This is a genomic window from Amycolatopsis silviterrae (assembly GCF_042684085.1).
Classification (GTDB): Bacteria; Actinomycetota; Actinomycetes; order Mycobacteriales; family Pseudonocardiaceae; genus Amycolatopsis; species Amycolatopsis silviterrae.
Genome location: NZ_JBHUKS010000037.1, coordinates 119,455 through 135,193, shown reverse-complemented (window position 1 = coordinate 135,193; position 15,739 = coordinate 119,455). Strand labels below are relative to the sequence as shown.

The window sequence follows — 15,739 nt, the reverse complement described above, 5'->3', positions numbered from 1 at the left end:
GGCGGCCGGTCCGTGCGTTCCGGTATTCAGCCCTCGGGACCTTGACGACGCGAGCCGGAAATGGTGGACTGGACGGAATGCCGATCCGGTCGCGAGGCCGGAATCGGCCTTTCCGGCTCCGGTGCGACAAGAACATCCTGGGGGATGATTCGCATGTCCGCGATCCTGTCCGGCTTCGCGGTTTCGCCGCGGCCGAAATGGACGGCTTCCGATTGTCTCGAGGTGCTCGCCGGCCACGGCGCGCTGCCCTCGGACTGCGTCGCCGCGTGCGCCGTCGGCTCGCTCGCCCGGGGGTGGGCGAACGACCGCAGCGACTACGACTTCAACGTCGTCGCGCAGCGCCAGCCGCGGGCCGCGGGCTCCCGCACGATCCGGGTCCCGCTGCGCACGTCCACGGTCCCGACCAGGGTGCTGGAGGTGCGCGGCCGCCGCTGGGAGCTGAAGTACTGGACCGACGCGCAGGTCGACGAGATGCTGGCCAAGGTCGCCTGGGAGCGGTTCGGCAGCGGCCGTCCCGCCGCGGACGTGCTGGCCGTCGACGAGGAGCTGTTCCTCGAACGCCTGCTCACCTGCGTGCCGCTGACCGGGGCGGACTGGGCGGCGCGGCGCACCGCCCAACTCGGGGCGTCGGCGTTCCGGGCTTTCGTCACCACCCGTTCGCTCACCGCCGCGGACAATTGCGCGGAAGACGCACTCGGCCAGCTCGCCGCGAACGACCATCTCAGCGCGGCGCTTTCCGCGCACAAAGCGTGGGGGCACACGGTAGACGCGCTGCTCGAAAGCTGCGGGAACTTCGGCTCCCGCATTCCCAAATGGCGCGCCCGCCGTTTCCAGGAGACCGCTCCGCGCGAACTGTCTTTCGACGAGTACTGGGCGATCGAAACGATGCGCGGCTACGATCCGGCGGAACCGCGTCCGTGGATCGACGAGGTCGTCGCGAAATGCCGGACACTGGCTCTCGAAATCGAGGTCCGCTGATGCCCGGAACGGAAATTTCCGGCGATTCCGTCCCCCGGCGCTGTGCCGAAGTCCGCACCCGGCGCTATCGCGGACGGCTGTTCATCGCGAACACCGCACAAGCCTTCGAACTGAACGAACAGGCCGAATTCGCATTCCGGCTCGTCGACGGCGCGGCCACGGTGCGGGAAATCGGCGCACAGCTCGCCGAGCACTACCGGTACGCGGTGGCCGACGCCGTTTCCGACACCGCCGAACTCATGACGCTGTTCGCCGAGCGCCAGGTGGTCGAATTCGCCGAGGATCACGCGGTCGCCGAATCCTCCGTCCAGTCGTAGACCTCGCCGGAGGCGGTGTACAGCACCGGCGGGACGCCTTCGGTGATCGTCTCCTCTGTCACCGCCACCCTGGTCACCTCGGTCAGCGACGGAACGTCGTACATCGCCGAGATCAGCACCGCGTCCAGGATCGACCGCAGCCCGCGGGCCCCGGTGCCGCGTTCGATCGCCTGGTCCGCGACCGCCGCCAGCGCTCCCGGCCGGAAGTCCAGGTCGATGCCGTCGAACTCGAAGAGCCTGCGGTACTGCCGCACCAGCGCGTTCTTCGGCTCGGTGAGCACCCGCAGCAGCGCCGCCCGGTTCAGTTCGCCGACCGAGGTGATCATCGGCACCCGGCCGACGAACTCCGGGATCATCCCGAACGCCACCAGATCCTCCGGCACGACCTCGGCCAGCAGCTCCGACGTCGTGCGCCGGACCGGCCGCGACCGCCCGCCGAGGAAGCCGATCTCCTTGACCCCCAAGCGTTTCTCGACGGTCTTCTCCAGCCCGGCGAACGCGCCGGCGACGATGAAGAGGATGTTGCGGGTGTCGATCTGGATGCCCTCCTGCGCGGTCCGGCTGCGGCTGCCGTGCGACAGGTTTCCGCTGCGGTTGCGCGGCATCACGGTCGCCACCGTGCCTTCGAGGATCTTCAGCAGCGCCTGTTGCACGCCCTCGCCGGACACGTCGCGGGCTGCTTGCGAACCGCCGCCCCGGCGCGCGATCTTGTCGATCTCGTCAACGTACACGATGCCGGTTTCCGCCGCCGCGACGTCGCCGTCGGCCGCCTGCAACAGTTTCAGCAGAATTCCGTCGGCGTCCTCGCCCACGTAACCCGCTTCGGTCAGCCCGGTCGCGTCCACGATGGTGAACGGCACGCGCAGGATCCGCGCGAGCGTCTGCGCCAGCAGCGTCTTGCCCGACCCAGTGGGTCCCAGCAGGAGGATGTTCGACTTGGCGATCTCCACGTCGTCCCCCGGCGGACGGCGCGCGCCCGGCTGGATCCGCTTGTAGTGGTTGTACACCGCGACCGCCAGCGACCGTTTCGCCCGGCGCTGGTCCACCACGTACTCGTCCAGCAGAGCCCCCATCTCGCGCGGCCGCGGCAGGTGCGCCGGGCCGCCGTCGCCCGCCCGCTCCGCGCGGACCTCGGCGATCTCGTTCGCGCATTCGTCGACGCAGCCGGCGCAGATGTGCGTGTCCGCCGCCGAAACCAGATGCTCCGTCTCGGACTGCGGCGTACCGCAGAACGAACAGCTCGGCAGCCCGTCGCGGACCATGACTACCATCTCCGCACCTCCCTCACAGTTCGTCCTCGGTCAGCAATCCCGCCGCCAGAAACGCGTCACGCGTGCGCGCATCGTCCAGCGCGCCCACCCCGCGGAACCCGCGCACGGTCGCCCGCGCCGGCCGCCGGAGATCGACCGGCGCGTAGGACTCGTCCACCACCGTCGCCGCTTCCTGCACGGTAAGACCGGACGCGACCAGCGCCGAGCGCACCGCCGCCCGGTCGTGCTCCAGAAACGCCCGGACGAACGCGGGCACCCTCGGTCCGAGCAATCCGCGGTGTTCAGCCGACAGGCTCGGCCACAGCACCCGCAGCACGCTCTGGAAGTACGAATGGTGCCTGCCTTCGTCGGCCGCGTGGTCGGCGACGGTCTCGCGGACCGGTCGGGCCAGCCGCCGGTCGTTCGGCAGGTCGGCGAGCAGCGCCGAGACGAGCGTCTCGCTCACCACCGCGAACACGAGATCGGCCAGCGGACGGTCCGCCGGATCGAACTCCTCCCGCAGCCGCCGCAGCTGCCCGACGAACGCCGGTTCGACCACCGCGGAGGCCGGAACCCCGGTCGCGGCGGCCATTTGCGCGGTCAGATCGTCGCTGAACTGGGCGTGCCACGCCTCGTCGGTGGTGATCTTGAACGCGTCCGCCCGCATCGCCGGGGGCAGCTCGATCCCGGCCGTGCCCAGCGACAGGTTCGCGGTCACCGGCAGCACCGCGGTCTGTTCCAGCACGGTCGTGAAGTGCAGGTACTGGTAAAGGCTGTGCTGCAGCACCAGATCCGCGCCGCCGGGGCCGAGCGCGCGCACCAGCGGATGCGCCAGCGCCGGCACCGACTCCGGCGGGAACAGCAGCATCGCGGTGCCGTTCGCGTCGAACAGCCGCCGCGGTTTCGTCCGCACGCTGGACCGGGTTTCCCAGTTGTGGAACCGGCTCTCGTACTCCGGCCAGGGAGACGCCGTCACGGCCCCAGCTCCAGCACGCCGTTGTCCACCAGCTCTCCCAGGAACCCGGCCGCGTCCTCGGCCGCCTCGTCCGCCGGCACGTCGTACTCCTGAGCGAGCAGCGTGCCGATGTCGGCGACGCTGCGCGCCCCGTCGACCGCCCGGAACAGGAAGGCGGCGCTGTCGGTCAGCTCCAGCGTCTCCTCCCCGACGGCCACGAGCAGTGCGCCCCGGAACCGCCGCACCTTGGCGTCGAGGCTGAGCCGCGGCACGCTGCTCGGGTCCATCTCAGATCTCCACTTCCATGCTCACCTTTTTGCACAGCGCCACGACCCGGCGGATCCAGTCGCCGGGGTCGTCCGGGTCGTAGTCCCGCATGGTTTCCAGCGCCCAGTACTCGTCGAAGGTCAGCAGGTCCGGTCCGGCCGCGCGGAACCGCCGGGCCCGCCATTTCACCAGCGCGCCGTGCTCGTCGTGGCCGTGCAGCAGCGCGTCCATCGCCCAGCCGAACGCGTCCCGCGCCGACAGCGTCGCGCTCTCGACGTCACCCGCGGCCAGCTGCGCGAGCGCGGTCCGGGTTTTGGCGTCGACCTTTGTCAGGCCCTGCATCACCAGCAGCGAGCGGAACGCGGACCCGGACAGCTGCTCACGCCGGTTCGCGACCCAGTCCTCGCCGCGCACCGGCACGCAGCTGACCAGCCGTTCGAGGAACAGCTGCTCGGCCTCGACCAGCCGGTCGCCGACCTTGCGGTCCGCCTCGAACGCGTCCCAGCCGACCTTCTCGAAGACCTGGTCGACCTGGCTGTCCTGCCAGTAGCGGATTTCCCAGCGGCGTCCGTCGTGGTCGAACGCCACGGTCGGCAGCGAACCGGGCCGGAGCGGGACGTCCAGCGAGAACGCCTTCTCCCCGCCCTCGAACCGCTCCCCGGTCACCACGACCAGGTCGATGTCGCTGGCGTCGGTGGCCCAGCCGCGGGCCATCGAACCGACCACGAACACGCTCAGCGCGTCGTCGGGCAGCAGATCGCGGTCGGCCAGCACGAGAGGGCAGTGCTCGAAATTCATCGGACCACCGCCGGGGTCCGAGTCAGAACCAGCAGTCCAGCGTCCAGCGCGTCTCGAAGCGTCGCCTGCACGTCGTCGTACTTCAGCCCCGCCGCCGCCACGATCTCGGCGACCGACCGCCTTGCGTCGACACCCCGCAGGAACGCCCACCACTCCGGCGATTCCGCCGCGTCCACCACGTACTCGAACCGGCCGTCGACCGCCAGGTACATCGTCGACGGATCGTCCGGCGCGTGCACCAGCAGCACGTCCTCGCCGAACTCCACCACCTCGTCCTGCTGCGGCGCGGGCACCCGGCGCAACCGGGCGGCCAGGCGCGCGCCGTCGTCCTCCCAGTCGGCCTCGTCGGCCACCGGCAGGATCTCGTAGCGCGGCGCGTCCACCGGGAGCGCGGGCAGGGATCGGGTCATCTGGTCCAGCAGGCCGAGGTTCACCAGCCGCAGCAGGTATTCCACGTCGAACGGGCTCAGGTCGTTCTCCAAGCGGCGCAACGCATCCCGAGCGCGGTCCGGGCGGAGGATCCCCGCCGCGCCGGGGGCGGCCAGCGCTTCCTCCAGCAGCGCGCCGTCGTCACGGGCGAGCATCCGAACCATCATCCGGTGCGTGTACCCCTCGCCCTCGCCGTAGAAGAACGACACCTTCTCCCGGTCGGTGATCGCGGGCGGCAACACATCCCGTACCGCGTCGCGCAGGATTCGCTTGTCCCACAACAGACCCGCGCGCCGCTTCGCCGGCAGCCGGCCGAGCAGCTCGATGATCCGGTGGTCGAGGAACGGCACCCGGGCCTCGACGCCGTTGCCCGCCGCGGTGCGATCCTCGTGCCAGCAGTTGTACTGCTGGATGTGCCGGTGCTTCCAAGCCACGTAAGCCCGATACGGATCGCGCAGCGCCGCACCACGCAGCAGGTCGTCGTTGACCAGCGACGACTGGCCGTCCGGCCACCACGGCGCGAGCGTCGGCCGCTCCCGCAACGCCGACGTGCGCGCCATCTGCCGCAAGCCCGCCTCGAACCCGGCCCAATCGGTCTCACCGGACAGCACCGGCGAGTAGCCGCCGTTGTACTCGTCGCTGGCCTGGCCGAGCAGCATGCCGCGCAGCTCCGGCTGCAACTGCTTGGCGTACCGGTACAACTCGTATTTGAAGTACTGCTCCGCGTTGCACAGCGGCGTCTCCAGCAGCCACAGCAGCTGCTTCCACTGGTCGACGCCCGGCGTGCGGTCGACGTCGAACACCAGCTGATGGTTCGGGATGCCGAGCGCGGCCGCCGCGTCGTGCGCGGCTCCGCCGTCCCCGTTGAGGAACGTGCTCGCGCCGAGCACGGTGAAGGTGTGGATCTCCGGGCCGTCCAGGCGGGCGGCGAGCGCGGCGACGGCCGCCGAATCGACGCCGCCGCTGAGGAACAGGCCGAGTTCCGCGTCCGCTGAGGCGCAATCGGCGACCGACGCCTCCAGCAGTTCCCGGTACCGCGCGATCAGCTCCGCGTCCGAGGCGTCCTCGTCGCCGTCGAAGGAGGGCAGCTGCCAGTACTGGCTGCGCTCGATCCGGCCGGTGTTCAGGTCGATGGCGACCATTCCGCCCGCGGGCACCAGTTCGATGTCGCGGAACCAGGTCGCGGGCGGCTCGTCGGTCAGGTACGCGCCGATGTTCATCGACTGGTCGGCCAGCGACCGCTCCCAGTCGAGTTCGCGGCGGCAGGCCGGATGCTGGAACAGCGCCTTGATCTCCGACCCGAACACCACCTGGCCGCCGGCGATCGTGAAATACAGCGGCTTGATGCCGAACCGGTCGCGGGCGAAGACCAGCCGGTTGCGGCGGCGGTCCCACAGCGCGATGGCGTACATGCCGCAGACGTCGTCCAAAAAGGACATTCCGTGCCGGGCGTAGAGGTGGGCGAGGACCTCGCAGTCGGACTTCGTGCGCATCCGCACGCCCGGCATCCGCGCTTCCAGCTCGCGATGGTTGTACACCTCGCCGTTGGCGATCAGCACGGTCTGCTCGTCGTCGCTGAACAGCGGCTGGTCCCCGCTGGTCGGCCCGACCAGCGCCAATCTGCGGAAGCCGAGCGCGACCGGTCCGTCGACGAACAGCTGCTCGCCGTCCGGCCCGCGGTGCGCGACCGCACGGGCCATCGAGGTCAGCACCGCACCGGCGTCCGGCGGCAGTTCCCTGCCGATCGACGCGATACCCGCCAGGCCACACATAGCGCTCTCCTATTCGGTGATCGGGGCCGGTTCGCCGAGGTCGCGCTTGCGCAGCAACCCCGACAGCACGAGCGGGAGCGGCGTCAGCAGCAGCGCGAGGCAGATCGCCCACATCCCGGCGCGGTTGCCGAGCACCTGGCCCAGCAGCCCGCCGGCCAGCGCGCCGAGCGGCAGCACTCCCCAGGACAGGAATTTGATCGAGGCGGTGACCCGCGCGAGCAGCCCGGCCGGCGTGGTCAGCTGCCGGTAGCTGCGGGCGAGCAGGCTGTACACCGCGATGCAGACCTCGCGGCCGATCAGGCCGACGGCGAACAGCACCAGCCCGGCGCCGCCGAACGCCGCGGGCACCAGCAGCGACAACAGCGGGCCGACCAGCGCGGTCACCACCATCGCGCGGGCATCGCCGAACCGGCGCGCGATCGCGGGACCGAGCGCCGAGCCCAGCACGCCGCCCACTCCCCCGAGCGCGACCAGCACGCCGATCAGCGCCGGGGTCAGCTCCAGCCCGCGAAGCAGATAGGGCACCAGCAAGGTGTCGAAACCGGCACCGAGGAAGTTGAGGCTGGCCGCGACCATGGTCAACGGGCGCAGCACCGGGTCGCCGAGCACCGCGTGCAGTCCTTCGCGGACCCTCGCGCCGACCGGCCGGGGCGGCGTCTGCTCCGGCGGTTCTTCCCGTTTGCGCACCAAAACCAGGCAGAGCGCGGAAAACACGTAGCTGACGACGTCGACCAGGATCGTCACCGGCGCGCCGATCGCGGACACCAGCGCGCCGCCGACCGCCGGTCCGCCGGTCTTGGCGGCGTTCTCGCTGACCTGCAGCCTGCTGTTGCCCGCCACCAGTTCGTCCCGGCTGACCACGGACGGCAGGTAGGTCTGGACGGCGATGTCGAAGAACACCGACCCGACCCCGACCACCAGCGCGACCACGACGAGCTGGGCGATGCTCAGGATCCCGAGGACGTACGCCACCGGGATCGTCACCAGCGCGACGGCGCGGACCACGTCGCAGCCGATCAGCAGCGGCCGGCGGCGGACGCGCTCGATCCGCGCCCCGGCCACCAGGCCGAGCAGCAGCCACGCCACCAGCCCGGCCGCGGAGATCACGCCCGCCTCGAAGGTCGACGCGCCCAGCACGCTCAACGCGACCAGCGGCAACGCGACGGTGCTGACCGCCGTGCCGAAGAAACTGACCGTCCCGGACGCCCACAGCCGGACGAAATCGGCGCTGCCGAACCGGAAACCCTGCCTCATGCCCACTCGTGCCCATTCCCCGCGAACGAAAGGCGGAGGCCGGGCCCGCCGCAGCGGACCCCGCCCCCTCCCCTGAATCAGACGTTGGAACGCAGAACTGCGCCCGCGTTCACCTTCTTCGCCTGCGGCTTCGTGTACTTCTTCATCGCGCTCACCCCCTTTCCCAGTTTCGCCGAAACCCGCCAACCCCGGTGTGTCACACCGCTTCCGCCCAGCCCGAGTCCGCGAACGCGGACAGCAGGACCGCGGCGGTGCCCGGATCGACCGGGCGCGACCGGGCGGACGCGGCCGCTTCGGCCAGCTCCGTCCCGGTGCGGCGGCCGGTGATCCGGATGCCGAGGTTGAAAATCAGGGAGAGATTCGCCTTGTCCTCGGCGACGAGCGCGCCGACAGCGTCCTGTGTGGACGGTGGGGCCGCGGCGAGCATCGCGCGCACGTTGAGCGGGCCGTCCCATTTCCGCACGAGCTTGGGCCCGTCATCGGGGCGATGCCGGCGCGCTGCCACGTTCTTCCCGTGGTGCCAGCGTTCCAGGACCTTCGCCAGGTCCAGGCCCGCGTATCGGCCAGCGGCCAGCCGGGCCACCACAGCGGCGGCCGCGGTGGAACGCAGCATCTCGACCGGCGCGACCTTGTCGAGCGAATCGGCCGCGGTGTGGTTGAACCGGTCGGCGGGATGACAGAACTGGACCGCCGGGCGGCCGATCACCGGATCGGCGAACAACGCGTGGTCCGAGAATCCCGCGAACTCCACGGCTTCCCAGGTGCCCGGGTGCTCGGCAGTCTGTGCGAACGTCTCGGCCACCACCAGCTCCGCGACCGCGGCGAGCTGCGGGGGCAGGTAGTCCGGCGGCCGCTCGACGACGAACGGCGCGCCGCACTGCAGCTGGTCCTGCCCGACCATGTCGAGGTTCAGCACCGCTTCCGGCAGCTTCCCGGCCTGGTGCAGCACCGCCGCGGTGCCGGTGAACTCAGGCCCCCAGATGAACCGGATGCCCAGCTCGTTTCTCGTCCCGGCCAGCGCTTCCGCGACCCCGAGCAGCGCGGCGACCCCGGACGCGTTGTCGTTCGCTCCCGGCCTCGGATGGCACAGGTGCGCCATCAGCCAGATCTCGCCGTCGCCCTCGCCGGGCAGCAGGCCGCTGACGACCGGCATGCTCGCTTCCGGACCCAGCCGCACCTCGACGTCGGCTCGGTCGCGCAAGGCCGCGAACTCCTCCGGCAGCAGGCTGAACCCAGCCAGGCTGGTGTCGGCGGGCAGCTCGATCCGGCCGCGGTGTCCGGATCGCCGGGCCGGGCCGTCCGTCACGAACCCCAGGGCACCGGCCTGTTCCAGCTCCCGGAAGGTGCTGGGGACGGAGTCCAGCGCGACGATCGAGCCCCGCACGTCTTCGCCGAGCCGGTGCACCGGAAGGGATTTCCCGGTCAGCGCGGCGGAATGCGTTGCCAGCGCGAACGGCTGCCGGGCGTGGTCGACCTCGAAGCCGTCCGCCGCGATCCGCGCGACCGTCGGCGTCCACGACGTCGGTGCCTCGAACGTCCACCATTGCGCCTTGCCGTCCGCGCGGAACCGCTGGATGCCGACCTCGGACAGCCCGGCCGCCTCCGCTCGCGCGGCGACGACGTCCGCGGCCTGTTCGATCCCCGCCGACGCCTGGTACCGGTCGAAAGCGGCGACCTCCGCCAGCGCGTCGAGCACCCGGTCGGTGTGCACCACGTCGAGCAGCTCAGCGACCAGTTCCGCCACCATCCGGCTCACCGCCCCACACCGCGAACGGAACCTCGACCTCGGCCGCGGTCCGCGACCCGTGCTCGTACCGATACCCCGCCGGCGCGAGGAATTTCTCGCCCGCCGCCACCAGAAACAGGTCGCCGACCCGGGCCCGCGCCGGTGACCCGGGCGGGAAGACCTGGTCCGCGTCCTCGACCCCGATGTCCGCCGGAAGTTCCTTGCGCAGCCGCTCCGCCAGCGCTTCCGCCGTGCCCGGCCGCGGATACAGCCAGCGCGTGCGGCCCGCGCCGCCCATCGCGAAGCCGTACTCGTCCGCGAGCCCGTCGAGCAGCCGCGCCAGCTCCGGGTCGTGCGTGGTCGGCGTGTGCCCGTGGTCGGAATGCGCCGCGACCACGTGCCCGTCGGCCACCAGATCCGTCGCGATCCGCTCGATCATCCGCACCGCCGCCACCGCGTACTCGTCCTCCCCGTGGTGGTGCAGATGCGTGTCGATCTCCACGAAACACCAGACCAGCGCCCGTTTTCCGCCGCTGAGCCCGGCGGCCACCGCGGCGCGCAGGTCCGCTTCGACGCGATCGAGCGACGGCGGCGCATACGGCCCCGGCGTGGTGAATAATGGCGTGCCCTCGACGGTCTCCGCGTGGGTGAGCAGGAGGTCCCGCCAAGAGCACGGGTACTGGGCCAGGTCGCACAGCACGGCGACCGGGCGGATGCCGCGCGCGGCGGCGTCGCTGAACACGTTGTCCGGCGGCTGCGCGACGAGCGGCTGACGGTGGTGGTAGATGTTCGCCGGCCTTCCGTCCACAGTGCACACCACGCCGGGAATCCCGTGCTCCGCCACCGGTTTCCCGGTGAGACTGCTCAGCCAGGCGGCCGACGAAACCGTCGGGAACACCGAGTCGAGCACGGACACCGCGGCCGTCCGCCACGCTCGCGCGGCAAGCGCGCGGCCCACCCCGTCGAGGGCGAACACGACCACCGCGCCGCGTTCCCGCCGCCCGGCCCGGTCCGCGACGAGTCCGGCGAGCCGGGCCCGCACGGTCGTCACGGACGGCCGCCGGGCGGCAGCGCTCACCTGCCCGCCGGCGTCAGGCCGAGCATCTTCTGGAACCGGCGGCGCAACGGGAACGGCACCGCGCGTTCGGTGTAGAACCCGAGCTGCTCGTCGAGCGTGTACGTGATCGGGTCGGTCATGCTCATCTTCGACAGCCCGCGGGTGAGCTGTTCGAGGAAGCCGGGGAACTGCGACTGCATCGCGTACACCACGCTGTAGTACATGTTGCGGCCCAAGGAGAAACACGGGTAGCGCGCGTCGTAGTTGTCCAGCGAGTACTTCGGGAAGCAGCCGTCGATGATCCGCTTCGGGCACATCCACAGCGGGAAGACGAGCGTGGTCTCGCCGATCTCCCTCGCCGGGAACGGGGCGGGCTTCATCCCCGACGACACCCGGAACATGGCCTCGCACACCACGTCCTCCAGGTTGAGCCCGGTCGCGATGTAGGAGGTGCCGACGTCCTTGGCGCGTTTCGTGAGCGCCAGCCGGATCAGCAGGGTGCCCATGAACTCGAAGTCGTCGCCGGCGAACTCGCGCTCGAACCGGTCGATCAGCGGCGTCGGGTCGTCGACCGGAATGCCGAGCAGGTCCTTGACCTCGTTCTCGTCGATCACCGTGAGGTCGAGCCCGTAGGATTCGCACAGTGCCTGCGCGCGCGGGACCCCGGCGTCCCAGTCCGGGATTCCTTTGAGGATCACCGGATCGATGGCGACGCCGTAGTCGGCGAGCCGGCTCAGGCCCAGCAGCATCGCGTTGCTGTCGCCGCCGCCGCTCACGCCGACCACCAAAGTGGAGCCCTCCGGCACGGCCGCGCGCACGGTCTCGGCCACCCGGTCGGCGATGATCTCCTTGCACTCGTCCGGGCTCAGTTTCTTGAGGAACGCCTCGGCGGTGCCGGACTCGTTGTCGAGCCGCTGGTAGAAGTACTCGGTGCCGAGCGAGGGGTCCGCGCTCTCGATGGTCTTGAAGTCGTCGAGCGCGAACAGGAACGGATTTACGTTGCGGTTGAAGTAAAGCAGGATCTCCGCGGCGTCCTCGAACTCTTCGAGCCGGGTGTCGAGCGAGGGCGACAGCCGCGGTTCGCCGCCGCTGCGCGGCACCACGTAGGCGGCCACCGCCGACCACGGGACCCGGTGCCGGTTGAGCAGGTCGACCAGCCGCTCGTTCCCGTCGCCGGCGAGCACCTGCCTGCCGTGCGCGGTGACGATCGAAATGGTGGGAGCGGGGTGCGAATCCATGCGGCCAGCCGATCCTCTCGAGTCCGGTGCGCCGGGGCGCGGGAACGGAAGCCGGGCGCGAAAATCGCGATCCGGCTCCGGAATACGGCAGCGCGAAACAGGAGCAAAGGCTCGGCGAACGGATAAGCGCAGGACAATGCGCGCGTTATCGCCACCGATTAAAAATGTTTTCACCCCAGTGCCGCCAGTGACTCCGAAGACCGAGTGTACCCATGCTGTGATCTGCGTCAAGGAGGTCTCACCCGCCCCGTTCCCATCACCCGAACGGCGCATTTTCCGGCTTCGCACCGTCACCGGGGTTACCGGACCGGACATTCCCGGTGGTATTGCCTCAACCGGGACGCAGCACATAAACGCAAAAACGGACAACGCTCAACCGAGATGCGGTTTCCGCTCCACCATCCCCGTCGGACTACGAATATAACAGCCTCACTCGCCACTCCGCCGCCGATTTCCGCATCTGTCCCGGTGCCCTGCCCGGCGGAGATCCCGCCCGTCAACCCGCCGAACGGCCCATTCATCCCGGCCGCGGCGAATCCGGTTTTTCGCGCCCGGCGCAATCCGCTCCGGCGCGATCCGGGATAGCATCGCGGCGCCGGATCCGGATTCGACCACGGGGGCGACGATCGACGACATGGACTGGGCCGCGCTCACGCGAATGCCCGCGAAGCGCACCGCTTACCGCCGCGAAACGTATTTCCGGGAAGGGGCCCGCGACACCGCCCGGATGCTCGGCGACCGGGCCGCGGCGATCCTGCGCCGGCACGCGCTGCTGATGGTCAAACCGGACGGCGTCGCCGCGGGCAAGGTCCGCCCGGTGCTCGATTGGCTGGCGAAACAGGGGTTCGCCGTCCAGGCCGTGCAGCGCCCGGCGTTCACCGGCTTCCGGTGGCGGGAAATGTGGCGGTACCAGCTGACCTCGGCCACAGTGGACCGGCTCGCGCTGAACGACCTGATCTACGTCGGCTCCGGCCTGCTGCTGCTCCTCCGGGACGAACGGCCGGGGCCGATGCCCGCGACCATGCGGCTGGCCTCGCTGAAAGGCTCGGCGGATCTGTCGAAGCAGAAGCCCGGCACGCTGCGCGCCCTGCTGCGCCAGCACAATCGCAACTTCAGCTACATCCACGTCGCCGACGAGCCCGCCGACCTGGTCCGCGAACTCGGCCTGCTGCTCGACCCGGCGCAGCGCCGGGAAGCGTTGCACGGCCTCGCCTCGGACCGCCCGACCGGCCTCCCCCTGCTCGAAGAAGCGCTCGCCGCCGAGGCCGCGGCCACCCCGCGAACCTTCGACGCCGACACGGCCGCCGACGCCGTGGCCGACGCGCTCAAGCGGTCCGAACACGGCAGCCGGGCCCTTCAGCTGCTGGAACGCCTGCGGTTCGGGGAAGCCGTGCCCTGGATCGAGGTGGCCGAGGCCGTCGCGGCAAGCGGGGCCGAAGTGGACCACTGGGACCTCGCCGCGGTCGGGGCGAGCCTGATCGAATGCGACGAACCCGGCGAACCCAAACTGATCGGCAACCCCGATCCCGTGCTCTGGGCCTGAAGTCCGTTGTGGACAGTCAGCCGACGTCCAGGACGTACGCGGCACACCGCGCCACCGTCGCCGCCGCCTCCACGCTCACCGCGGCCGCGAAATCCTCGCCCCACCGAGCCAGGAAAGGATCCTCGATCCCGGACTCTCCACCGGACAACGCCTCCAGCACCCGCAGGAAGCACAGCGGCAGATAGCCGAGCGCGTACCCGCCCTCCTGGGTCAGCAGCAACCGGCCGCGCGCGTGCCGCTCGGCGATCTCCACCATCCGTCCGGTCATCCAGCCGTAGTCGCCCGAGTGCAGGCACAGCCGGGCGGACGGATCGAGGTAGCCGCTGTCGAAACCGCACGCCACCAGCACGAAGTCGGGCCGGAACCGATCCGCCGCCGGGGTCACCACGCGGTCGAACACCTCGCGGTACACCCCGCCGCCCGCACCCGGCGGCACCGGCACGTTGATCGAAAAGCCGAACCCCGGTCCGGCACCGCGCGCGTCGAGGCCGCCAGTGCCCGCGGGCCAACGGCGGTCCTGATGGATCGAGATCGTCAGCACCGACGGATCGGACCAGAACGCGGTCTGCTGGCTGTTGCCGTGGTGCGCGTCCCAATCCACCACCAGCACGCGACGCGCACCGAGCCGACGCGCTTCCAAGACAGCCAGCACCCCGGTCGCGAACAGGCATCCGCCGCCCGGCGACGCCCGCTCGGAGTGGTGGCCGGACGGCCGGACCAGCGCGTATCCGTTGTCCAGCTCCCCCGCCCAGATCCGGCGGCACAGTTCCCGCGCGGCCCCCACCGCCGCGCGGCCAGCGTTGGTCCACGGCCCGGCGCGCTGTGCCCGCACGTATCCGTCGTCGTGGAATTCCCGCAGCTCGTCCAGCCGGGCCGGAGCGAAATCCTCGACCCGCACGAGGTCGAGCCCGGCCTTCTCCACCAGCGCATGCAGGCAGCCGACCCGTGCGCCGACATCCCACGGCGCGTCCGGCACGAAGTCCGGGACCTGGGCGGACGGCAGGAACGCCGCAGCCGGGCCTGGCGCCGCCGCCTCGAACAGCGGCGACCAGGCCAGCCCCGTCCTCAGTGTCCTCAGTGGTGGTCCGTTTCGATGATCGGGAAGCGCGGGTGGTCCAGCGGCTGGTCGACCTTCAGGCCGAGACCCTCGGTCCGGTGGTTCGGCGCGCCGGTGTAGCGCGTGCGGACCGGCAGCCACTGCGTCGAGTAGACCCAGCGCGGGGTGCCGGTCGTGTTCGGCGGCGCGTAGTGCGTGATGGCGAGGTTGTGCACGGTGGCGTCGCCCGGGTACAGGTGCAGCGGCGGCGACATCTCGTACTCGTCCAGGATCCACGGATGCTCGTCGACCAGCTGCACCTCGTCGCGCCGGTTGAGGTAGCGGCCGAGCAGCCCGGCCCGGTGCGAACCGCTGAGGAACCGCAGCGAACCCTTCTCCGGCGGGCATTCCACGAGCGGGACCCAGATGGTCAGCACGCCCTGGCGGTCCAGCGGATGGTGCGGCAGGTCCTGGTGCCACGGCGTTTCGGTGCCTTCGGCGGCCTGGGGCACCTTGACGAAGAAGTGGTCGAAGTAGAACCGGACCTGGTCGCCCATGAGCCGGCTCGCCGCGGTGGCCAGCGCGCGGGACTGGCCGACGTCGCGGATCCGCGGGTCCTCGTGCGAGCAGCCGTCCCACCGGGCGTACCAGTTGTACTCATTGGGTTCCAGCTGGCCGGCGTCGTCGCGGCGGACGGTCAGCGGGGCCCGCTCCCCCATCTTGCTCTTGGCCCGTTCCAGGAGGTCCGCGACCGTCTCGGGCGAGAAGAAGCCGGGCAGCTTCGCCCAGCCCTTTTCCCGGTAATGGGCGATCTCCTCCTCGGTCACCGAACGGATTCCGGCGGTGGACAGGTGCTCGACCGACATCGCGCCTCCTCGTCGTGACGGTTCTTGCGGAGAATGCGCGCTGCGGCGGCGCATTTCCCGGATCGCCGCGGGGAATTCCTTCCCGCGGGCAGCGCCGCGGGAAACCCCCGGTTCGGACGCGCCGAACGCCGACTGTACGGCAGCTCCGAACACCCCGGCAAGGCCGGGGGAAAGCGTTTTGTCTCAGGTGGCGGCACCCGGCCAGCCGAGACAACGGCGGTGCGGAATTCGCGGCGGCGGAAGGAATTTCTGC

General features: G+C 70.7%; 15 protein-coding genes. 3 read left to right on the top strand and 12 right to left on the bottom strand.

The window, feature by feature from the left end; genetic code table 11:
- The first annotated feature begins 153 nt into the window (after nucleotides 1–153).
- A complete protein-coding gene (locus tag ACFSVL_RS43550; RefSeq protein ID WP_378313552.1) occupies nucleotides 154–978 on the top strand; it encodes a hypothetical protein in 825 nt (274 codons plus the stop codon).
- Nucleotides 978–1,295, top strand: coding sequence for a PqqD family protein (locus ACFSVL_RS43545; RefSeq protein ID WP_378313550.1), 318 nt, complete (start codon nucleotides 978–980; stop codon nucleotides 1,293–1,295). The genes ACFSVL_RS43550 and ACFSVL_RS43545 overlap by 1 nt, the downstream gene beginning before the upstream one ends.
- On the opposite strand, the gene clpX is transcribed toward ACFSVL_RS43545, so the two are convergent.
- From clpX to ACFSVL_RS43495, 10 genes are all read right to left on the bottom strand, one after another.
- Entirely contained in the window at nucleotides 1,262–2,566 is a 1,305-nt protein-coding gene (gene clpX, locus ACFSVL_RS43540) for an ATP-dependent Clp protease ATP-binding subunit ClpX (protein WP_378313549.1), read from the bottom strand. The two genes, ACFSVL_RS43545 and clpX, sit on opposite strands and share 34 nt — an antisense overlap.
- Before the next feature lie 13 nt (nucleotides 2,567–2,579).
- Complete coding sequence (locus ACFSVL_RS43535) at nucleotides 2,580–3,521, bottom strand: diiron oxygenase (RefSeq protein ID WP_378313547.1); 942 nt, start codon at nucleotides 3,519–3,521, stop codon at nucleotides 2,580–2,582.
- On the bottom strand, nucleotides 3,518–3,787 hold the full coding sequence (locus tag ACFSVL_RS43530; RefSeq protein ID WP_378313545.1) for a PqqD family protein: 270 nt from the start codon (nucleotides 3,785–3,787) through the stop codon (nucleotides 3,518–3,520). The genes ACFSVL_RS43535 and ACFSVL_RS43530 overlap by 4 nt, the downstream gene beginning before the upstream one ends.
- Nucleotide 3,788: 1 nt before the next feature.
- The gene (locus ACFSVL_RS43525; protein ID WP_378313543.1) at nucleotides 3,789–4,565 is read right to left on the bottom strand and encodes a nucleotidyltransferase domain-containing protein; all 777 of its coding nucleotides are present in this window, start codon (nucleotides 4,563–4,565) and stop codon (nucleotides 3,789–3,791) included.
- On the bottom strand, nucleotides 4,562–6,766 hold the full coding sequence (gene asnB, locus ACFSVL_RS43520; RefSeq protein WP_378313541.1) for an asparagine synthase (glutamine-hydrolyzing): 2,205 nt from the start codon (nucleotides 6,764–6,766) through the stop codon (nucleotides 4,562–4,564). Before asnB ends, ACFSVL_RS43525 begins: the two co-directional genes overlap by 4 nt.
- Before the next feature lie 9 nt (nucleotides 6,767–6,775).
- Nucleotides 6,776–8,020 carry an MFS transporter gene (locus ACFSVL_RS43515; protein WP_378313539.1) on the bottom strand — a complete coding sequence of 415 codons (1,245 nt, stop codon included), beginning with the start codon at nucleotides 8,018–8,020 and terminating at the stop codon, nucleotides 6,776–6,778.
- Nucleotides 8,021–8,097: 77 nt separating this feature from the next.
- On the bottom strand, nucleotides 8,098–8,220 hold the full coding sequence (locus ACFSVL_RS43510) for a hypothetical protein (protein WP_378313537.1): 123 nt from the start codon (nucleotides 8,218–8,220) through the stop codon (nucleotides 8,098–8,100).
- Complete coding sequence (locus ACFSVL_RS43505) at nucleotides 8,217–9,767, bottom strand: DUF4910 domain-containing protein (RefSeq protein WP_378313584.1); 1,551 nt, start codon at nucleotides 9,765–9,767, stop codon at nucleotides 8,217–8,219. The genes ACFSVL_RS43510 and ACFSVL_RS43505 overlap by 4 nt, the downstream gene beginning before the upstream one ends.
- Nucleotides 9,745–10,824: an alkaline phosphatase family protein gene (locus ACFSVL_RS43500; RefSeq protein WP_378313536.1), complete on the bottom strand. Its 1,080-nt coding sequence runs from the start codon at nucleotides 10,822–10,824 to the stop codon at nucleotides 9,745–9,747. Before ACFSVL_RS43500 ends, ACFSVL_RS43505 begins: the two co-directional genes overlap by 23 nt.
- Nucleotides 10,821–12,041: a hypothetical protein gene (locus ACFSVL_RS43495; protein ID WP_378313534.1), complete on the bottom strand. Its 1,221-nt coding sequence runs from the start codon at nucleotides 12,039–12,041 to the stop codon at nucleotides 10,821–10,823. Before ACFSVL_RS43495 ends, ACFSVL_RS43500 begins: the two co-directional genes overlap by 4 nt.
- A 634-nt stretch (nucleotides 12,042–12,675) precedes the next feature.
- On the opposite strand from ACFSVL_RS43495, the gene ACFSVL_RS43490 reads away from it, so the two are divergent.
- The gene (locus ACFSVL_RS43490) at nucleotides 12,676–13,584 is read left to right on the top strand and encodes a nucleoside-diphosphate kinase (protein WP_378313532.1); all 909 of its coding nucleotides are present in this window, start codon (nucleotides 12,676–12,678) and stop codon (nucleotides 13,582–13,584) included.
- A 16-nt stretch (nucleotides 13,585–13,600) separates the two neighbouring features.
- Here ACFSVL_RS43490 and ACFSVL_RS43485 read toward each other — a convergent pair whose 3' ends face one another.
- Nucleotides 13,601–14,560, bottom strand: a complete 960-nt coding sequence (locus ACFSVL_RS43485; RefSeq protein WP_378313530.1) for a class II histone deacetylase — start codon at nucleotides 14,558–14,560, stop codon at nucleotides 13,601–13,603.
- Nucleotides 14,561–14,658: 98 nt separating this feature from the next.
- Entirely contained in the window at nucleotides 14,659–15,486 is an 828-nt protein-coding gene (locus ACFSVL_RS43480) for a phytanoyl-CoA dioxygenase family protein (RefSeq protein WP_378313528.1), read from the bottom strand.
- Nucleotides 15,487–15,739: the final 253 nt, after the last annotated feature.

Excerpts from the sequence above, each read along its gene's own strand:
- ACFSVL_RS43550 (WP_378313552.1), top strand. The coding sequence starts at position 154 with ATGTCCGCGATCCTGTCCGGCTTCGCGGTTTCGCCGCGGCCGAAATGG.
- ACFSVL_RS43545 (WP_378313550.1), top strand. The coding sequence starts at position 978 with ATGCCCGGAACGGAAATTTCCGGCGATTCCGTCCCCCGGCGCTGTGCC.
- clpX (WP_378313549.1), bottom strand. The coding sequence starts at position 2,566 with ATGGTAGTCATGGTCCGCGACGGGCTGCCGAGCTGTTCGTTCTGCGGT.
- ACFSVL_RS43530 (WP_378313545.1), bottom strand. The coding sequence starts at position 3,787 with ATGGACCCGAGCAGCGTGCCGCGGCTCAGCCTCGACGCCAAGGTGCGG.
- ACFSVL_RS43525 (WP_378313543.1), bottom strand. The coding sequence starts at position 4,565 with ATGAATTTCGAGCACTGCCCTCTCGTGCTGGCCGACCGCGATCTGCTG.
- asnB (WP_378313541.1), bottom strand. The coding sequence starts at position 6,766 with ATGTGTGGCCTGGCGGGTATCGCGTCGATCGGCAGGGAACTGCCGCCG.
- ACFSVL_RS43515 (WP_378313539.1), bottom strand. The coding sequence starts at position 8,020 with ATGAGGCAGGGTTTCCGGTTCGGCAGCGCCGATTTCGTCCGGCTGTGG.
- ACFSVL_RS43505 (WP_378313584.1), bottom strand. The coding sequence starts at position 9,767 with ATGGTGGCGGAACTGGTCGCTGAGCTGCTCGACGTGGTGCACACCGAC.
- ACFSVL_RS43495 (WP_378313534.1), bottom strand. The coding sequence starts at position 12,041 with ATGGATTCGCACCCCGCTCCCACCATTTCGATCGTCACCGCGCACGGC.
- ACFSVL_RS43490 (WP_378313532.1), top strand. The coding sequence starts at position 12,676 with ATGGACTGGGCCGCGCTCACGCGAATGCCCGCGAAGCGCACCGCTTAC.
- ACFSVL_RS43480 (WP_378313528.1), bottom strand. The coding sequence starts at position 15,486 with ATGTCGGTCGAGCACCTGTCCACCGCCGGAATCCGTTCGGTGACCGAG.